Below are 19,258 nucleotides of genomic sequence, written 5' to 3' on the forward strand. Positions count from 1 at the left end.
GCCTCCCAACCTCGTTGCGGCGCGGCTGCGCCTCTGGCACTTCAACAACATTGTCGCAGCCCCGACCCGCGGTCACGAGCGGGGGCTCCTGTCGTTTCCGTGCCTTCGGATTGGGTCATAGTGTCTGGCTTTGCCAAAACATCGATGGCTACGCGGTCCAGGAGGCGGCGAGGTGTTTGGTGTCTCGCTGGTCCTCGGCTGCGCCTGCGGGATCGCTCGACTACCAAACACCTCGCCGCCGGCCGGGCCCCGTCGTCCAAAAATCACCCGTAAAGGCGCGTTTATCTAATTTAATCTATCCCTTAAGGAATGCTGCTCGTTGGCGTTGTCTGGGCATTGATGGCTACGTGGTTCAAGAGGCGGCGGTGCTGTTGCTTGAATTTTTGCAGTTAAAGAGGCTCGTTTCCCTAGGTTGGGGAAACGGGCCTCTTTTTGTCTCTGGGTTTGTGGATTGGCGAAGGTAGTATGCTTTGGCGGCTATTTTGAGTTCTTGATGCGGCGTGTGGCTGTGGCGGTTATTCCGAGTCCCACGGCGGCGATTCCTGCGAGTGCTATTGCGCTCGGTGCTGTGTCGCCCGTGTTCGCGAGCTTGCCGGCGGTCGTATTTGCTTGCTTGCCGCTGCTCGAGTTCGCCTGCTTGGTGGAGCTTGGTAGGGCGTCTTTGCCGGTTGCAGGTGAGGCAACGGGCGGTGTCGCCTCGGCGGGTTGCGTTGAGCCGGAGGGAGGCGTCGTCTCGGTCGGTTTCGTTATCTCGGGCGAGGTGGCCTTGTCTGCCGCGGCCTTTGCCTCTTCGTATGCCTTGCAGGCGTCGTCATAGGCCGCTTGCGCCTTTTCCAAATCGCCGAGGAGCGCATTTCGCTTGGCTATGTCCTCGTCGATGTGGGCTTTAGCTTCCTTTGCCTCACTTTCGAAATACTGAACCTGTTTTTCCTGGCTTTCGAGCCGGCGTTGGTAGCGGTGAAGATCATCTTCACAAGATTCTTCTCGCCTTTCTGCCGTCATGATCTCCATGCGCAACTGCTTAATATGCTCCTTAATAGCTGTGCTGGGCTCCTCGCCGCCGAGTGCTTCAAGTGCCTTATCTAATTCTGCCTGAAGGCCGCTTGTCCGGTTGTGGGCCTCATCGTATTTGGCTTGGGCTGCATCGACGTTCGCTTGCATGGCGGGAAGGGGTTCCCTCCGTTTGGCGGCTTCCGCCACCACCATGTCGTAGAGTTCTTGAAATGCGGCAATGTCATCATCGATTTCCGCAATTTTCTCGGGACTTGCGGCGTCTTTTGCGGCCTCGAGGTTTTTGAGCGCTTCCTGCATGGCTGCATACGCTTTTTCTTTTGCGGCGGCCGCGTCTTCCGTCTGCAAGGCAACTGCACCGGTGGGGGCGCTGGTTTCTGCCGCGATCGCCGTTACGGGGGCGATTCCCGCGACAAGTGCCGCGGAAAGGGCGATGCCCACAGTTGCTCGTCTTGCTCTTCTTGCGAGAATGTCGTTCATCTCGGCACCTCATTTCAAGGGTCGGCGACTAACTTGGTAGCACTAATGTAAATATACCATGCTAGTTGACCCGACACTGGCTGGGTGTGCGCGTATACCCCCCCCTGAAAACTGAATCCCGTTAGAAATGACGAGTTGTTTACGCTTCTTTTGGGGTGGCGGTACTATCATGGTTCGAATTGAATGTGGATGATGATAGGGAGCGCCTATACATGATTGAGCTGCTCAGGCGTTTTGGTGGTAAGTTTCGCCGATATATGGTGATCGGCCCTGCGTGCAAGCTAATCGAAGTGATCTTTGACCTGCTGACGCCGCTGGTGATTGCCCAGATGATCGATAAGGGCATTGGGGCGCACGACGTGAACGCCGTTATCCACTACGGTATGCTGCTTGCCGCCATGGCTGTGATCGGCATCTCGTTTACGCTCGTCTGCCAAAAGATGGCGGCGCTCACCTCGCAGGGCATGGGCACCGATATCCGCGGTGCGCTCTACCAGCACATCAACAAGTTGAGCTATGCCGAACTCGACCGCTTTGGCACGCCGTCGCTTATCACCCGCATCACCAACGACGTCAACCAGGTGCAGCTCGCTGTGGCGCTGGGCGTACGCATGCTCATCCGCTGGCCCTTCTTGGCGGTGGGCTCTATGTGCGCGGCCCTTGCCATCGACCTTAAGCTCGGCATGATCTTCTTGATTTGCACGCCCGCTATCGGCCTGGTGTTTTGGTTTGTCATGGCGCGCTGTATCCCGTACTACAGGCAGCTGCAGGCAAAGCTCGACCGCATTGCGCTTATCTGCCGCGAGGGCCTTTCGGGCGCCCGCGTGGTCCGCGCCTTTGTGCGTGAGGACCACGAGCGCGAGTGCTTTGCCCAAGCTGCCGATGACCAGGCCAATACTGCCATCGCGGTGGGCAAGCTCTCGTCGATCCTTAACCCCGTCACGTTTTTGGTGATGAACCTGGGCGTGTGCGCCATCCTGTGGGTGGGCGGCATCCAGGTCAACGTGGGCGAGCTTACGCAGGGCCAGGTCATGGCGTTTGTGAACTACATGACGCAGACCCTGACCTCCATCGTGTACGTCGCCAACCTGGTCGTGGTCTTTACCAAGGCGAGCGCCAGTGCGTCGCGTATCAACGAGGTGCTCAATTGCGTGCCGAGCATCACCGACGAGGGCAATCAGTCGGTTGCGCTGCCCAAGCCGGGCAATGCCGCTCCGGTTCCTGCGCTGAGCTTGAGCCATGCGAGCTTCTCTTTTGGCGCCGGCGCTGCCAACGCCGTCAACGATGTGACCCTGGAGCTGCCGCTGGGCAAGACGCTCGGCATTATCGGCGGCACGGGTAGCGGCAAGTCCACACTCGTCTCGCTTATCCCGCGCCTGTACGATGCGAGCACCGGCCGCGTGAGCGTGATGGGCGCCGACGTGCGCACCTGGCCGCTCGACCAGCTGCGCCGTGTGGTCGCGACCGTTCCACAGCGCGCGTCGCTGGTGAGCGGCACCATCCGCAGCAACCTGACCTGGCGCGACGAGGCTGCGACCGACGAGGATCTCTGGGCGGCGCTCGACATGGCGCAGGCGAGCGAGTTCGTGCGCAACAAGCCGCAGGGGCTCGATGCCCCGGTCGAGGCGGGCGGTAAGAACTTCAGCGGTGGCCAACGCCAGCGCCTGACCATCGCGCGCGCCCTGGTGGGCTCGCCTCAGATATTGATCATGGACGATTCTGCCTCGGCGCTCGACTTTAAGACTGACGCGGCGCTTCGTCATGCCATTCGCGAGCGCAGCGTGCGCGGTGCCGCCGAGGGCGGGCTGCCGCTCACGACCGTCATCGTGAGCCAACGTGTCTCGACCGTTCGCGATGCCGACATGATCTGCGTACTCGACCACGGCTCGGTTGCGGGCCTGGGCACGCATGACGAGCTGTACGCGACCTGCCAGCTCTATCGCGAGATTTGCCAGTCGCAGCTGCGCCGCGAGGAGCTCGAGGGCCAGCAGGGGAGCACGACGCCCGCGTCCGCTCCGACCGCCCCCGCATCCGTCTGCGCAAAGGAGGGATGCTAAATGAATCCGTACACTTCCTCCGGTTCGGTCGCCACGATGACGGCCAACGTGTCCGGCAACGATAACCTCAACGACCTGGGCGACGGTCCGCGCCAGCCCGGCGATCCCGAGCGCTATCCCGTGGGTGCGGTGACCCGCCGCCTGCTGGGCTACGTTCGTCCGCATCGCATTTCGTTTGTTGCGTCGTTTGTGAGCGCCGCCATCTCCGTGATTCTGCAGCTCTACACGCCCATCCTCATCGGCGAGGGCATCGACCTTATCGTCGCCGCCGGGCAGGTTGACTTCGATGCGCTGCTGCCGCTCGTTACCAAACTCGCGCTCGTCGTGGTGGGAGCAGCGGCCTTTCAGTGGCTGCAGGGCTATTGCGTCAACCGCCTGTCCTACGAAACGGTGCGCGACATGCGCGTGGAGGCGAGCGACAAGCTCAGTCGTATGCCGCTCAGCTTTATCGACAGCCACGCTCACGGCGACCTTATGAGTCGCGTGGTCAACGACGTCGACCAGGTGGGCGACGGTCTGCTACAGGGCTTCACGCAGCTCTTCACCGGTGTTATCACCATCGTGGGCACGCTCGCGTTTATGCTTTCCATTAACCTGACCATGACGCTCGTGGTGGTGCTCGTCACGCCGCTTTCCATTTTTGCAGCCGGTGCTATTGCCAAGCTCTCCAACAAAAGCTTTACGGCACAGCAGCGTATTCAAGGGCAGCTCGGTGGTCATATCGAGGAGTACGTAGGCGAGCAAAAGCTTGTCGACGCCTTTGCCTATGGCCCGAACGCCCAGCAGCGCTTCGATGCCCTCAATGCCGAGCTCTACACCGCGGGCGAGCGCGCGCAGTTTATGGGTTCGCTCTCCAACCCCGGTACGCGTTTTATCAATAACATCATCTATGCCGTGGTCGCTGTGATCGGCTGCGTGGGCGTGATCACGGGCGTGCCCGCGGCGCTTACGGTGGGCGGCGTGCAGATCTTCCTGTCCTACGCCAACCAGTACACCAAGCCGTTCAACGAGGTCACCAACGTCATTACGCAGATCCAGACCGCGTACGCCTCGGCGCGCCGCATGTTTGCGCTGCTCGATGCGCGCGAGCAGGAGCCCGACGCGTCGGACGCTGTAGAGCTTGCCGCCCCGCAGGGCGAGGTGACTTTTGAACACGTGGACTTTAGCTATGTGACCGACCGCAAGCTGCTGCAGGACATCTGCATCGAGGCCAAGCCCGGCATGCGCTTTGCCCTTGTTGGCCCCACGGGCTGCGGCAAGACAACGCTCATCAACTTGCTGCTGCGGTTTTACGATATCGATGCCGGTCGCATTGCGGTCGATGGCCGGTCTTCGCGTGACTACACGCGCGCAAGCCTGCGCCGCGCCTTTGGCATGGTGCTGCAGGATACGTGGCTGTTCGAGGGCACGGTGGCGGAAAACATCGCTTACGGTTGCCCGGGAGCCACGCGCGAACAGGTTGTCGAGGCGGCCAAGCGCGCGCACGCGCACAAGTTTATCGTGCAGCTGCCAGGCGGCTACGATACAGTGATCGGCGAGGACGGCGGCACGTTTAGCCAGGGTCAAAAACAGCTGCTGTGCATCGCGCGTGTCATGCTCACCGACCCGGCGATTCTGCTGCTGGACGAGGCGACCTCGAGCATCGATACCCGCACCGAGCTGCAGGTTCAGGCGGCATTCGACGAGCTTATGGCTGGCCGCACAAGCTTTGTCGTGGCGCACCGCCTGAGCACCATCCGCAACGCCGACTGCATTCTGGTGATGCGCGACGGCGAGATTATCGAGCGCGGCACGCACGACGAGCTGCTGGCGGCAGGCGGCTTCTACGCCGAACTCTACCGCAGCCAATTCGCCCAGTAACGTGGCGCAAAGTAGTCTTTTTGGGACGGGGCTTTTTTAGCTACCCCTATCCAGCCGAATGGCCATGGGGTGCTTTGGGGCTTGAGGTAGCTAAAAAAGCCCCGTCCCAAAAAGACTACCGGGTGGCTCTGTACATCTGTCACGTTAGTACTAAGATATTCATCTAATAAATTGCATTAGTGGCTTTAGTTTTGGGGGAAACGAGGCAACGTGACTATGACGTGCTCTTTGGTGGTCAACAGCAAGAGCGGTAATACCAGGATGGTTTCGGGCGCGATCAAGCGCGCTCTGCAGGCTGCGGGCGTTGAGTTTGTCCATGCCGCGGCATTGAGCGACGATGCGGATGCAGATCAGGTTGCGCTCGAGGCGCAGGGCGCCTGCGCGGCCGACACGGTGCTCGTCGGTTTTTGGTGCGACAAAGGTGCGTGCACGCCTTCGGTCGCGGCGTTGCTCTCCGCCTTGCACGGCAAGCGCGTCTTCTTGTTTGGCACCTGCGGTTTTGGCGCCGACCAGAGCTATTACCAGCAGATTATCGACCGCGTGACCTCCAATTTGGCCAACGATGCCGAGCTTGCGGGCTGGGCGATGTGTCAGGGCAAGATGGGCCCCGCGGTCAAGCAGCGCTACGAGGCCATGCTCGAGCAAGATCCCGAAAACGCTCGCTATAAGATGCTGCTCGACAACTGGGTTGCCGCGAAGGACCATCCCACCAAGGAAGATCTGGATAACATGGCTGCAGCCGCCAAGAAGGCCGTGCTGGGGGAGTAGCTCCCATCGCTGACGGCGGTCGGTCCATCTTTCTAAATGAAACGTCCTCCCGGGCGTCGGGGCACGAAGTTCCCTGCTCTACAGTCCTGCGCAAGACGAAGGCCACATTAAGTGGCCTTCTTTGCGTGCGGAACTCGCGATGAACTTCGTGCCCCGCCGTCCGGGAGGACGCCTCTTTATTGATGGGAGGCCTGATAGGTCGATGGTTCCGTGCCCGGATGCGTCCAAAGTGGGACGGGCTTTCCGGATGGGCAGGCTTTCGAAAAATGCGTCCCGGAATTTGCCTTTGGAATGGGACGTAGTTTCCCGTTGAGGTGCTTTGCGGAAAGTGCATCCCACTCTGGGCGGTCGAAGTGGGACACACTTTCCCAAAGGCGCTCCAACGGGAAATTGCGTCCCATTATTCGGTCAAGAAACGGGATGCATTTTCCCAATGAGAGCAAAACCGGAAAATGCATCCCACAATCAGCCCTCAAAGTGGGACGCCGTTTCCCAATGAGGTAGCGCGCACAGTCGTGGTGTAAGAAGCAAGGGAGGGCCATCGCCTAGAATCGTCAGTGCCTAGATATTCGACGAAAGGAAAGACGATGGCCCACAGCGACATTCTATCCCAGCCGGACCGGGGGCTCGGCCTCGACCGGCCCCAGACCGAGGCCCTGCTCGCGCTGTTCTCGCGGTGCGACGACCTGAGGGAGTTCGGCAGGGAGGTGATCCAGTCCGTGGTCAACGCCCTGATGGACTCCCAGGCGCAGGAGGCCTGCGGCGCGCCCCGCGGCTCCAGGTCGCCCGAGCGCGTCAACAGCAGGAACGGCTACCGCGAGAGGTCCCTGTCGACCTCCCTCGGCGACCTCGAGCTGCGGGTCCCCAAGCTGCGCGAGGGGACCTACTTCCCCGAGGGCATACTCGAGCGCTACACGCGCGTCGAGGCGTCCATGGTCGCGCTCGTGCGCGAGATGTACGTCGCTGGCGTGAGCACCCGCAAGGTCGGGCTCGTCGCCGAGGAGCTCGGCGTCTCGTCGCTGTCCAGCTCCGAGGTGTCGGCGCTGTGCGCCGGGCTGGACGAGGAGGCCGAGGCGTTCAGGACCCGGCCGATCGAGGGCGAGCACCCCTACGTGTGGCTCGACGCGACCTACATGAAGTGCAGGACCGGCGGGCGCTACGCGAGCGTCGCGCTCGTCACGGCGATCGGCATGTCGTCCTCCGGGCACAAGGAGTTCCTCGGCTGCGCCTGCTTCGACAGCGAGAGCGAGGCCGCCTGGTCCGAGTTCCTCGGCTCCCTCAGGGACAGGGGCCTGCGCGGCGTGAGGCTCGCGGTGTCCGACGCCCACGCGGGGCTCGTCGCCGCCGTCTCCAGGGTCCTGCCGGGCTGCTCCTGGCAGCGGTGCCTGACGCACCTCCAGCGCGACATCAGGGGCCACGTCCACAACCTCGCCGGCCAGGCGCTCGCCGCCGACCTGGTCCGGGCGTGCGCGGGGCAGGCCGACGCCGACGTCGCCCGCGCGGCGTGGGACCTGGCGGCGCCCAGGGTGCGCGCCCTCTCCCGCGCGGCCGGCGACGTCTTCGAGGGCGCGAGGGAGGACGCGCTCGCCTTCATGTCCTTCCCCCGCGAGCACTGGCAGAAGATCAGGACGAACAACGTGCAGGAGCGCGCGAACCGCGAGATCAAGAGGAGGTACCGCTCGGTGCAGTCGTTCCCCTCCGAGGCGTCCATGATGCGGCTCGTGTGCGCGGTGCTCGCCGGAGAGGAGGGCAGGTGGGCCGCCCACCGGGTCGCCGCGCCCGAGTCGGCCGCCCGCGCGTCCGCCCCGGCCCCGGCCCCGGAACCGCTCGAGGGCGAGAGGCTCGAGGCGGTCAGGCTGGCCGCGCACGAGGTCATAAGGGAGGTCCTTGACCGCCACGGCGTTGCGGAATAGCCTTAGGCGCAGGGGGCGCTGACGCGGCCCCCCCCTCTTACACCACAAAAATTCGCGCGATCCCCAATGAGGCTCAAGCGGAAAATGCATCCCGGAATTTGCGCTCAAAGTGGGATGCGGTTTCCGGTTGAGGGTCTAAGGGGAAAATGCGTCCCAGAATCGACGCTTGAAATGGGATGCAGTTTCCCGATGAGGCACTCGACGGAAAATACATCCCAGAAATGGCCTTTGAGCTGGGATAAGATTTCCGCGGCATCTCGGATTCTCAAAAATGAGACACGCCGTTGGCGAAAATGAGACACGTGATATCGGGCATCGGATGTATCATTTGCAAAAATGAGTCCACTCCACTCGAATAAAGCGAGGTCCCTCATGTACGTTCCACACCCCCGTATCCGTAGGCTGTCGAAAATCCCGCTTGTTGGGACGGCGGCGCTTGCTGCGTTGATCGCCACGAGCGTCGCCTGCTTCACGGCCACGCCCCAGGTTGCCCAGGCGGCAGACGCGCCCGCAATCACCGATATGACCGAGCAGGATTATCAAGCCCTGGGTCTGGGCACGAGCGAGGACATTCCGGCCGATACCGTTGGCCCCTATTCCACTGATACTCCCACGACGTTTGCCACGCGCAGCGAGGTCTATATGGCAGCTAACGGTAGCCATGGCAATCGCTACACTCTGCGCGACAAGCTCGAGAACGTCGAGCGCGGTGACATTGGCGGCAGCAGCAAACTCACCGATGGCTATGGAAGTGTGTGGGGCGCCGCAAAGTTCTGGCAAAACGTCAACAACTTCGATACGAACAGCGATCTCTACAAGCATAGCGACTACGGTGGCGGCACCTGGTCGTACCTAAGCAACAATGAGTCCTCAACAGTACTCGCCAACGACAACAACGGTTTCTCGGGCATTCACGCCACGAGTGTTGAGTTCTGCAGCGACGCCAGCACGGGCAAAAAGAGCCGCGTTGCCGAGCTCCGTGCCTACGGCGACAGTTCCTCCACGACGATTGACGGCAAGTCATACGCCGGAAAGGTTGAGCTGGTCCTCTACTCGTTTAGCAACGGGCGTACGCGCACTCTCGACACACACCTGCCGGTGACGGTCAACACTAATATGATGTACGAAGGCCGTTTTAAGTACCTGGATGCCGGTTACCTGCAAGAGCACGACGCCGTCTTTGATGTCGAGGCGGGCGATGTCGATGGCGACGGCGTCGACGAGCTTTTTGTCTACGCGGGCTGCTATGTCGACGAGAACGGCGTGCGCAAGGCTGTAGTCGACATGTATGACTTGGAGGGCGGCAACTGGAAGCAAAGCGTCGTCAAGATCGATGCCGGTAACGCCGCGGACTACACCACGCATAACAAGGGCGGGAACGACTCCTGGACGCAGCTTCAGTCAGCTCCTGTCGTTTCGCTAGCGGCCGGCGACCTCGATCGCGATTTTTGCGATGACCTCGCCATCGTGGTCTCGGCACCCTACGGCAAGAAGAATATTGATAAGTCGACGCATTGCGAGCTGTTTTCGTGGGATGCATCCAAGGGTGCGCTCGTCCATGTCGATGCTCTGGGCGACGCGGGCGCAATCTCCCTCTCCGCGAACGGCAAGACCATGGTCGCTGCGAATGCGACGTTCGGCACGTTTGCCGCCTACGATGAAGAAGGAAAGAAGACGGGTGAAACCGTCACGGGCCTTATTCTTGCGGGCTATGACTGGCAACGCAGCGCTTTTGATTACGGCGCTTCTGACGGCAGCAAGGGGCTGTACGGCGCGCTGTACCGCTACGCGTATTTTGACTCGGAGTCTGGCGAGTTCAAGCTTTCCGATTGCAAGGAATACAGAGACGGGCTCCTCGCCTCCTATGGGCTGATGCATGTGCCCAACAGCGCATGGAAGGATAGCGCTCAGGATAAGCGCTATCCGTGCACCTTGGCGCCTATTGCCCTTGCCACTGCCAACCTTGACGGCCTGTCCGAGCAGCTGGCGGTCGACGAGGTGCTCGTGGGCGGCGATGTGTTCCGCGACTTTGCCTGCAACACGGCACAGAGCGGGGCTCAGGGCTTGGGGTCCATGGTCGGAACCATGAGCATGAGCGGTCAGCAATACAACAGCAGCAACAAGCATGACCACAAGGGTATAGAGCAGGTGTGGATCAGCGACGTCAAGGCGGGCGGCGTCTCGGGTTCGGACCGCTATAACGAGAGCTTTATCGCCGTGGTGGGCAAGCACCGCGACGAGGACCTGCGCAAGAACGATGACTACTATTGGATGACCGCCTCGCATTTTTCGCTCGACGAGAACGGAAAGGTGCGCCGCGGCGAGGAGCAGGTGATTAGCGAGAGCAACCGTCGCGGCACTACCTACGGCACATTTATCTCGCTCGCGCTGCCCGATGTCGACAACGACAGCGTCAAGATCACGTACAAGGACCGCTACAAGGTCTATACCAACCCGCGCGTGCTTGCCGTGCTGCAGGATGCGCCCTATGTTGAGGATCTGGAACAGGCATACGGCTATCTGGTGTTGGGCGGCACGTCATACGGAGAGGAAAAGGGCACGGGGACATCCCAGGGCTATACCATTGGCGCCGAGTTGGGCGTTGCCGTCGAGGTGCAGACCGGTCCGCCCCTGGTCGCGATGAATGCTTCAGTCGATTTTGCCGCCGAGGGATGCTATGACTACCGGAGCGAGCGCACGGTCAGCGCAAGCGTAAGCTATGAGTCGCATGCCGGCGAGGGTGACAAGGCCGTGCTCTACACGATTCCGATGGTCTATTACGAGTATGAGATCGAAAATGAGGAAACTGGTGGCAAGGGCGTGATGGCGGCGCCCGTGTCGCTCGGCGCGCAGACCTCGGTCGTTAATGTCGAGGCCTATGACCGCATTGCCAAACAGCACAATATGACGCCGCTCAGCTACTTTTTGACCAACCGGTCGGGAGAACCCGGAACCTATCAAACGACGCTCAACGGCGAGACTCCCGTTGGGGATTCCTTTGGCCTGGGCAAGCCTGGCGTAACGCGCGCCTACACGCACGATGGGTTTAACGGCGCCGCCGCGCAGTCGGGGGCGAGCATTGAGCAGACCATCGAAGTCGAGGAGGGCAAGGAGCAGGAGCTCGAGCTCGGCTTGACGCTGAACGGCAGCGTTGTCATGGGCGCGAAGCTCGCAAAGCACAGTTGTTTGGCGGCCTGTGCTTTGGTGCCAACGCCGGCTTTACTACGGGTAACTCCTCGAGTGAATCGACCGAATACGGCGGCACCGTCGACAACCTGCCCGAGGCCGCGCAGGGCAAGTACGGTTTTGTGTGGCGTCTGGGCGTCAACGCGGTGGATGTCGACAAGTTCGAGGCAGACTCGGGCGACAAGCTTGGCACCAAGGACACCGACCAGTTCTGGATCGTGGGCTATGACGTTAAGGACGTCGAGATGCCCGACGCGCCGGCCGTGACGGGCTTTACGGCAAACGCCGTCGATTCGACCAGCGTTACGTTTAGCTGGGACGATGTACTCGCAAACAAGAGTGGCTTTAGCTACGGCGTGGGCATGCTGCAGAGCAATGCGGCGGATGCGGTCGTCAATAGCTGGAAGATTGCCGACAACACGCAGGCCTCGCTCAAGTGGGATGGGCTGCAGCCCAATACGGAGTATCGATTTGCCATCGCCGCCGTTAAGAATGGATCTACGACCGAAACAGGTATTCGCTCGGCAATCATCACGGTCAAGACCATGCCCGATGGCATGACGATGACCGTGAGCGGACCTGCGGCGGATGCTGCGGAGGGGTCGGATCTTGGATACGACTCTTCGGTTGAGCGCGCGGCGGGAAGCCACCTGACGCTCTCGGCGATTGGCCATGTGAAGCAACTCGGTGCCGACGATAGCGAAACAGGGCTGGCACCGACCTATATGTGGTACCGCAAGGGCCGCGGCGAGACAGAGTTTAAGCTCGTGGGTGCCGATGGCAACCTCGCGGCTGGAACGGCCTCAAAGCTCGAGATTGACCTGACCGCAGACGATGACGGTGCGCAGTATTACTGCCACGTGGGATACAACGACGTGGGCCTCGACACCGGCACGACGCTCGTGAATATCGAGGCCGAGGAGACGGCGCCCACAACGGTGAACGCCACCCCGATCCGCACGCGCCGCCTGTTCTCACAGGCAAGTGCGGGCGCCAAGAAGTTCCTGGACCATACGCTGGTAAACACCGCCGGCCCAACCGATTCCGAAGGCTCAAAGGACCTCGAGACTCCTGAGACCCCGACGAACCCGGACAAGCCCAAGTCCGACAACGGAGCTAAGACCGACACCAAGGTCAAGACTACGACCACAGCGAAGAACCTCGCAAACACCGGCGACCAAACATTCGCCCTAGTCGCCACCGCAGCAGCAGCGGGAGCAACGCTCGTAGTGATAGCCCTCATCATGCTGATCAAGCGCCGCAAGACCCACTAGTAGCCAGTCGAACTTATCGACAACCCAAAAACCCGGGTAGCCAAAAAACAGGCCACCCGGGTTTTCTGTTGAGTGGAGACTCCGCAAGCGGAAACTGCATCCCACAATTAGCGCCCGGAACGGGACACATTTTCCGTCAAGCCATCATCCGGAAAATCCATCCCAGTTTGAGCGCCCAGACCGGGACGCACTTTCCCAAAGGGTCCTCAACGGGAAACTGCGTCCCATAATTAGGCCGAGAAATGGGATGAACTTTCCCAATGAGAGCCAACCGGAAACCATGTCCCAGAATCAGCCCCCAAAGTGGGACGCACTTTCCCAACGAACCTCAACCGGAAAATACATCCCGGAATCCAGCTGAATAGTGGGACACACTTTCCCAATCGGGTCCCAAGCGGAAACTGCATCCCATTCCAGACAAGAATTCCGGGACACACTTTCCGCAAACAAAGAAGGCCACATAACGTGGCCTTCAACTTATATATGTTCGGCGATACACCCAAGACAAGCCACGCCCCAACATCAGGGCGTCTGTCCGGGCGGAGGCATATAAGGTTCATCGCGAGTTCCGCACGCAAAGGAGGCCACTTAATGTGGCCTCCGTCTTGCGCAGGACTGTCCGAGCAGGGAACCTTATATGCCTCCGCCCGGACAGACGTTTCAGTTATGAGTGACCCGCTACTTGATCTTGGTTGTTCCCGGCGCCAGGTTGGGGTCGGTTTCGTTGGCCTCGGTCTGGAAGTGCTCGGTGTACACGTTCTTGCCGTCGCGGAACATCTCGTAGTACTGCATCTTGGCGTAATCCTCGCGCGCCTTGGTTGCGGCAGCGGCAGCGGCGTCGTCACCGGTGACGTTGGAGGAGAGCGCCCAGCGCAGGCTGGCGTCCTCGTAGCCCACGGAGTTGATAGCGGGCAGCGACTCGCGCAGCGTCATGTGCGCCTTCTGATAGTCGGTCAGCGGTGCGCCGATCAGCTGCATCAGCTGCGTGGACAGGTAGTTGGTGGACAGGTCGTCGACCTCGCTTGTCTGGTCGCAGCCGGCAACGTCGTAGTTGGCCCAGATGATGTAATCGGTCTGCCACAGGCGCTCCTGATGCGTGGCGTCGTCCTCGCCGGTAAACCACTTATCGTTGAACTTGGACGGGAAGAACGGCTGGTGGTCGCCCCAGAACACCACGACCACCTTACGGTCGAGCTTGCTCAGGGCGTTTAGGAAGTAGCGAAGCGCCTGGTCGGACTGCTCGATGCACGAGACATACTCGTCGACATCGGAGAGCGTGCCGTCCTCGACGGTCTTGGTGTCCAGGTCGGTCGTGTCGATGTTCAGATGCATCTGCTTGTCGACCGGAAGCAGGCCCGTGTCGTAGCCCGAGTGGTTCTGCATGGTCACGTCGAAGATAAACTGAGGATCGGCGTTCTGGTCGAGCAGCTCAAGAATCTTGTCGTAGGTCGCCTGGTCGGTCACCATGCCGCGCAGGGTATCGGCGCCCTGGAAGTCGTTGATGGACAGGAACTGGTCAAAGCCAAAGTCCTTGTAGACGTTCTCGCGGTTCCAGTTGGTCGCGTGGTTGGGGTGCATGGCCGTGGTGGAATAGCCGAGCGATTTGAACTGCTCTGCCAGGTTCCCGGTCGTTTCCATGTTGTAGATGGTGTAGGGGTACACGCCCGAGCCCAGGTTGGCCATGGAGTTGCCGGTCATAAACTCAAACTCGGTATTGGCCGTGCCGCCGCCGTAGGCGCTCACGTAGAGCTTGCCGCGGCTGAGGCAGTTGGACAGGCTCTTAAAGTACTGCGGGCCTTCGTAGCCGGCGCGCATGTTCTGGTAGATCGAAAGATCCGAGAAGGTCTCGTTCATGATGGCGATGACCGTGGGCTTCTCGCTATCGAACTGTTCCTTTGCGGCGGCGCGCTCGTCGCTCTTGGCCGCGTCGGACTTGTCGTAGGCCTTGGCGTACTTTTTGAGCGTGGCCTTGGCGTCGTCGACGGAGTAGTCGGCGGGTTTTGGCGGCTTGATGGACTGCGCCGCGCTAATGAAAGCGGGCAGGTAGCCCTCGCGCCAGTAGCTCTCGAGCGGGCGCCAGGTGTAGACGGTGATGCCGAGGGTGTTGTAGTAGTCGATGAGCGTGACGTGCGCGGTCACGCCGCCCAGGCACAGCACGGCGACGAGCAGGTTGGTGAGCAGCATGCGCTTGGCGTTGGCGGCGCCCTTCTGACGGTGCGGTGCCACCAGGCCGGCGTACTCGCATAGCAGCATGGCGATGGCGGTAAAGCCCATGGACAGCACGCAGAACAGCGAGATGGAGAAGGTGTAGCCGGTGCCGGCGACCGCGGCGGCGGTGGAGATGGCCGAAAGGTCGCCCGGCTGGATGGGCATGGATTTAAACGTGATGACGAAGAACTCGGCAATGCCCAGGACAAAGAGGGCAAAGGCCAAGACCGCGGGGGCTGCGCCGTGGCGCTGGAACAGGAAGAACAGGCCGACCATGAGCGTGGTGATGATGGCCCATTCGAGCAGGATGCACAGGGGGTAGACCCAGGTAAAGTCGTGGTTGGACGAGACCTCCATGCCCAGCAGCGCAAAGACGCCGGCGAGCAGCAGGCACAGGACGGCGGCGACGAGCGGTTTGCCCACAAAGGCGCCGCGCAGGCGGGCGAGCTTGCCGGTGGGGGCGGGGGCGTTGGGCCCGGCGAACGCAAAGACGCGCGGGGCGATGCGGTCGCGGGCGATGCTGGCCCAAGCGCAGCCGGTGAGGATGGCGTTGGTCAGGATGAGCATCACAAAGGCGAGCGGCTCGTTTTGCGCGACAAGGCCAATAGCGCCCCAGACGGTCAAAAAGAGCTGGAACAGGCCGAAGGCGACGCTCCAGGCGAAGGCGCCCTTGGCAACGGTGCCCGACTGAGCGCGAATGGCCTTGGCTTCGCGCAAAACAAGGTAGACGGTCGCCGCAAGACCGACGAGCGAGATGGCGGCAGCGAACATGCTGAGACTCCTCACAAACTTAAAACCTACGAAAGCGGGGGTTTACCCGATTGTTACCTAAATATGCGCTGCATTTGCGGGCTGCGCACAACAACCAGCCATATTAACGCGCATGTGCGGCGGTGTGGCGCAATGTAGTGGTGACCTGCGCGATAATGGACGGGAATTACACGGAAACGTAAAGGCTTCTTAAAGAATTGGCGAGGATAGAGCTATGGGCGATCAGGTTTGTATGACGGGTGCCGAGTGCTGCGACGGAGCTGCGGGCGTGGATGCGAACGGTTATCCGGTCGAGACCACGGGCAATGCGGTGCTGGACACGTTGGAGCACCGTTCCTCCACGCGTGCCTTCGCGCGTGATGACGACGATCGTCCCGTGGCGGTGACCGACGAGCAGCGGGCGGCGATTCTGCATGCGGCGAGCCGTGCGCCGTCGGCAGGCGCCATGATGATGTATTCCATCGTAAGCATTCGCGAGCAGGCTACGCTGGACCGCCTCGCCGACCTGTGCGATCACCAGCCCATGATCGCCAAGGCGCCCTGGGCACTAATATTTGTGGTCGATTATGCCAAGTGGATCGATCTGTTTGAGCACGTGGACTGCTTTGAGCCCGAGTTTGTCGAGCGTACGGGCAAGGCGCCCCGCCGCGCGCCGGGTTTGGGCGACTTTGCCATCGCGGCCCAGGACGCCGTGATCGCTGCGCAAAACGCCGTGGTTGCCGCCGAGGCCCTGGGGCTGGGGAGCTGCTACATCGGCGATATCGTCGAGAATGCCGAGGAAGTTGCCGAGCTGCTGGACTTGCCGCCCTATACCATGCCGCTGTCGATGCTCATCATCGGCACGCCCCGTAAGGAGCGTCCGGCCATTGCGCATCCCGTGGTGAACCTGGTGCACGAGGAGCGCTACTGCCGCGCCGATGCCGCGACCATGGACGCGCAGGTGGCCGAGATGGACGCGATGTTCCGTCCGCATGCCCGCGAGGTGGGCGAGCGCGTGGTGGATATCTACACCCGCAAACACACTAGTCTCTTTATGGCCGAGATGAGCCGCTCCATGGAGTGGTGGTTCAAAAACTGGCTCGGAAAATGACAGATGAGGCAAAGGGACAGTCCCTTTGTCGCATTCCATATCGCCGTAGTGGCCTAAAGGCCGTATAAATGTTTATCTAGCTGGGAAAACGGTGCCGTGCAAGCGCAGGTCGATTACCTATAATCCCTTCGAACATTAAAGTTGGGAGGAAACCGGCTTATGGAACAAAAGGCCAAGGAGGCAGCCTCGCACGCTGCGATTCCTGTGAGCATCTCGGCGATGCTCGTCACGCTGGGTGTGGTGTACGGCGATATCGGCACCAGCCCTATGTATGTAACCAAGGCGCTCGTTGCCGGCAACGGCGGCATCGGAAGCGTGACGGAGGAGTTCGTGCTCGGCGCGCTCTCCCTTGTCGTGTGGACGGTCACGCTGCTGACCACCATCAAGTATGTGCTCATCTCGCTGCGCGCCGATAACCATGGTGAGGGCGGCATCTTTGCCCTGTACAGCCTGGTCAAGCGCTGTGGCAAGTGGCTTATCATCCCCGCCATGCTGGGTGGCGCCGCGCTGCTCGCCGACGGCATCCTGACGCCGGCCGTTACCGTTACCACGGCCATCGAGGGCCTGCGCACCATCCCGGCGGTCCATGCCGTGCTGGGCGATGACCAGGGCCGCGTCGTCGCCATTACGCTCGCCATCATCATCGTGCTCTTCTTGGTGCAACGTATCGGTACGGCCAAGATCGGTCACGCCTTTGGCCCCATCATGACGCTGTGGTTCCTGTTCCTGGGCGGCACAGGTCTGTTCTTTGTCTTCCAGCACCCCGCCGTGCTGCTGTGCCTCAACCCGGTGCGCGGCATCGCCTTTTTGCTGAGCCCCAACAACCACGCGGGCATCATGATTCTGGGCAGCTGCTTCCTCGCCACCACCGGTGCCGAGGCGCTCTACTCCGACATGGGCCACGTCGGCCGCGGCAACATCTACGCTACCTGGCCGTTCGTTAAGTGCTGCCTGCTGCTTTCCTATATGGGCCAGGGCGCTTGGCTTATGAACAACGCTGCCAACCCCGAGCTCATGGGCATTGCCGACCTCAACCCGTTCTACCAGATGCTCGCCCCGGGCCTGCGCCCGTTTGCCGTCGGCCTTTCCACCGTCGCGGCCATCATTGCCTCGCAGGCGCTCATCACCGGCGCATTCTCGCTGGTGTCCGAGGCCAGCCGTCTGGATCTCATGCCGCACATGCAGGTCTTCTACCCTGCCGAGACCAAGGGCCAGCTCTACATCCCCATGGTCAACAACGTCATGCTTGTCGGCTGCGTCATCGTGGTACTGCTGTTCCAGAACTCGGCGCATATGGAAGCCGCCTACGGCCTTGCCATTACGCTGACAATGATGTGCACCACGCTGCTGCTCTTCTTCTACCTGCACGAGGAGCGCAAGCTCAAGGTTGCTCCGTGGATCTTCGCAGCCTTCTTCCTTTTGCTCGAAGGCTTCTTCTTCGTGAGCTCGCTCACCAAGTTCTTCCACGGCGGCTACTTCACCATCCTCATGGCTGCACTCATCATGGGCATCATGGTGTGCTGGTACAACGGCACGGCTGTTGAGCAGCGCCAGTTTACGCTGCTGCCGCTGCGCAGCTACCTGCCGCAGCTCAAGCGCCTGCGCGACGACGACCGTTACGAGCGCATGAGTGACAACGTCGTGTACCTGACCAAGGACACCCATACCGACTACATCGACCGCGATATCGTCTATTCGATCTTGGACAAGCATCCCAAGCGTGCCCGCGCCTGGTGGTTTGTGAATGTCGAGACCATGGACGAACCGCATACCTTTGCCTATTCGGTCGAGACGTTCGGCACCGACTACGTGTTCCGTGTGCATCTGTACCTGGGCTACAAGATCAACCAGCGCGTCAATGCCTACCTGCGTCAGGTTGTTCAGGACCTGGCTGCCACCGGCGAGCTGCCGCCGCAGACGCATGACTACTCGGTCTACAAGGATCCGGGTAACATCGGCACGTTCAAGTTCGTCCTGATTCGTAAGCTTCTGGCGCCTGAAAGCGATGTGGAGCCGAGCGAGCGTACGGCCATCACGCTCAAGTACATCATTCGCCGCGCCGCCGGCACGCCCGCGCGTTGGTACGGCCTGGAGAACTCCAACGTGAGCTTTGAGTACGTGCCGCTGTTCACCAAGTTCAAGGCCGTGAACAAGATGCAGCGCCTGGCTCCCAACGAGCGGCCGTAGTCGACGCTCGAGGTTTGTCTGCGAACGGGCGGGCTTGTGTTGACGGGGATTGAGTCTTGGGAGGAAACCATGGATGCAAAGGTGCTTGACGGTTGCGATCTTGCGACCGAGCTGGTGCGTGAGGTACGCGCCGATGCTGCCGAAGATCGGTTCTTTACGAATCGGGCCAACATGGACATGGCCGACCGCGTGATTTCGATCGTGGTGACGGTGCTTGTCGCGGCGTGCGTGTGCGCACTGCTCGCGCACGTGCTGTTTGTCTAACGTCCGCAGGTTGCAAAGGCTTTACACTTGGAACCACCACAAGGGGAAACCACCACAAAGGTGCCTGTGAACTGCGCCCCGAAACTTGGACTGAATAAATAGCGACTACGCCGCAAGGGCCTGGTTCCGGAACTCCTCCGGCGTCAGGCCCTTCAATCTTACCTGCCTGCGCCGCGCGTTCCAATGGGC

General features: G+C 61.0%; 11 protein-coding genes. 9 read left to right on the forward strand and 2 right to left on the reverse strand.

Going from position 1 to position 19,258, the window contains the following annotated elements; genetic code table 11:
• Positions 1–477 precede the first annotated feature (477 nt).
• Complete coding sequence (locus AAAV44_RS09485) at positions 478–1,491, reverse strand: LPXTG cell wall anchor domain-containing protein (protein ID WP_349115430.1); 1,014 nt, start codon at positions 1,489–1,491, stop codon at positions 478–480.
• Between the two features lie 212 nt (positions 1,492–1,703).
• Here AAAV44_RS09485 and AAAV44_RS09490 point away from each other — a divergent pair, with 212 nt between their 5' ends.
• The 6 genes from AAAV44_RS09490 to AAAV44_RS09515 all read left to right on the forward strand — a co-directional run bounded on the left by AAAV44_RS09490 (position 1,704) and on the right by AAAV44_RS09515 (position 12,549).
• Entirely contained in the window at positions 1,704–3,548 is a 1,845-nt protein-coding gene (locus AAAV44_RS09490) for an ABC transporter ATP-binding protein (RefSeq protein WP_349115431.1), read from the forward strand.
• Positions 3,549–5,408 (forward strand): ABC transporter ATP-binding protein, encoded by a 1,860-nt coding sequence (locus AAAV44_RS09495; protein ID WP_349115432.1) that lies wholly within the window; start codon positions 3,549–3,551, stop codon positions 5,406–5,408.
• A gap of 216 nt (positions 5,409–5,624) precedes the next feature.
• The gene (gene bilS / locus AAAV44_RS09500; RefSeq protein ID WP_349115433.1) at positions 5,625–6,176 is read left to right on the forward strand and encodes a flavodoxin family protein BilS; all 552 of its coding nucleotides are present in this window, start codon (positions 5,625–5,627) and stop codon (positions 6,174–6,176) included.
• Positions 6,177–6,763: 587 nt separating this feature from the next.
• On the forward strand, positions 6,764–8,089 hold the full coding sequence (locus AAAV44_RS09505) for an IS256 family transposase (protein ID WP_349115434.1): 1,326 nt from the start codon (positions 6,764–6,766) through the stop codon (positions 8,087–8,089).
• 372 nt (positions 8,090–8,461) lie between these two features.
• Positions 8,462–11,542 carry a hypothetical protein gene (locus AAAV44_RS09510; protein WP_349115435.1) on the forward strand — a complete coding sequence of 1,027 codons (3,081 nt, stop codon included), beginning with the start codon at positions 8,462–8,464 and terminating at the stop codon, positions 11,540–11,542.
• On the forward strand, positions 11,521–12,549 hold the full coding sequence (locus AAAV44_RS09515; protein ID WP_349115438.1) for a fibronectin type III domain-containing protein: 1,029 nt from the start codon (positions 11,521–11,523) through the stop codon (positions 12,547–12,549). Before AAAV44_RS09510 ends, AAAV44_RS09515 begins: the two co-directional genes overlap by 22 nt.
• 678 nt (positions 12,550–13,227) lie before the next feature.
• Here AAAV44_RS09515 and AAAV44_RS09520 read toward each other — a convergent pair.
• The gene (locus AAAV44_RS09520) at positions 13,228–15,528 is read right to left on the reverse strand and encodes an LTA synthase family protein (RefSeq protein WP_349115436.1); all 2,301 of its coding nucleotides are present in this window, start codon (positions 15,526–15,528) and stop codon (positions 13,228–13,230) included.
• A 214-nt stretch (positions 15,529–15,742) separates the two neighbouring features.
• Here AAAV44_RS09520 and AAAV44_RS09525 point away from each other — a divergent pair, with 214 nt between their 5' ends.
• The 3 genes from AAAV44_RS09525 (at position 15,743) to AAAV44_RS09535 (ending at position 19,069) form a co-directional block, all read left to right on the forward strand.
• Positions 15,743–16,618: a nitroreductase family protein gene (locus AAAV44_RS09525; protein ID WP_349115437.1), complete on the forward strand. Its 876-nt coding sequence runs from the start codon at positions 15,743–15,745 to the stop codon at positions 16,616–16,618.
• A gap of 159 nt (positions 16,619–16,777) precedes the next feature.
• Entirely contained in the window at positions 16,778–18,805 is a 2,028-nt protein-coding gene (locus tag AAAV44_RS09530; RefSeq protein WP_035138754.1) for a KUP/HAK/KT family potassium transporter, read from the forward strand.
• 69 nt (positions 18,806–18,874) lie between these two features.
• The gene (locus tag AAAV44_RS09535; RefSeq protein ID WP_006235656.1) at positions 18,875–19,069 is read left to right on the forward strand and encodes a hypothetical protein; all 195 of its coding nucleotides are present in this window, start codon (positions 18,875–18,877) and stop codon (positions 19,067–19,069) included.
• Positions 19,070–19,258: the final 189 nt, after the last annotated feature.

Source organism: Collinsella sp. CLA-AP-H1 (assembly GCF_040092945.1).
Lineage (GTDB): Bacteria > Actinomycetota > Coriobacteriia > Coriobacteriales > Coriobacteriaceae > Collinsella.

Excerpts from the sequence above, each read along its gene's own strand:
- AAAV44_RS09485 (WP_349115430.1), bottom strand. The coding sequence starts at position 1,491 with ATGAACGACATTCTCGCAAGAAGAGCAAGACGAGCAACTGTGGGCATC.
- AAAV44_RS09490 (WP_349115431.1), top strand. The coding sequence starts at position 1,704 with ATGATTGAGCTGCTCAGGCGTTTTGGTGGTAAGTTTCGCCGATATATG.
- AAAV44_RS09495 (WP_349115432.1), top strand. The coding sequence starts at position 3,549 with ATGAATCCGTACACTTCCTCCGGTTCGGTCGCCACGATGACGGCCAAC.
- bilS (WP_349115433.1), top strand. The coding sequence starts at position 5,625 with ATGACGTGCTCTTTGGTGGTCAACAGCAAGAGCGGTAATACCAGGATG.
- AAAV44_RS09505 (WP_349115434.1), top strand. The coding sequence starts at position 6,764 with ATGGCCCACAGCGACATTCTATCCCAGCCGGACCGGGGGCTCGGCCTC.
- AAAV44_RS09510 (WP_349115435.1), top strand. The coding sequence starts at position 8,462 with ATGTACGTTCCACACCCCCGTATCCGTAGGCTGTCGAAAATCCCGCTT.
- AAAV44_RS09515 (WP_349115438.1), top strand. The coding sequence starts at position 11,521 with ATGCCCGACGCGCCGGCCGTGACGGGCTTTACGGCAAACGCCGTCGAT.
- AAAV44_RS09520 (WP_349115436.1), bottom strand. The coding sequence starts at position 15,528 with ATGTTCGCTGCCGCCATCTCGCTCGTCGGTCTTGCGGCGACCGTCTAC.
- AAAV44_RS09525 (WP_349115437.1), top strand. The coding sequence starts at position 15,743 with ATGGGCGATCAGGTTTGTATGACGGGTGCCGAGTGCTGCGACGGAGCT.
- AAAV44_RS09530 (WP_035138754.1), top strand. The coding sequence starts at position 16,778 with ATGGAACAAAAGGCCAAGGAGGCAGCCTCGCACGCTGCGATTCCTGTG.
- AAAV44_RS09535 (WP_006235656.1), top strand. The coding sequence starts at position 18,875 with ATGGATGCAAAGGTGCTTGACGGTTGCGATCTTGCGACCGAGCTGGTG.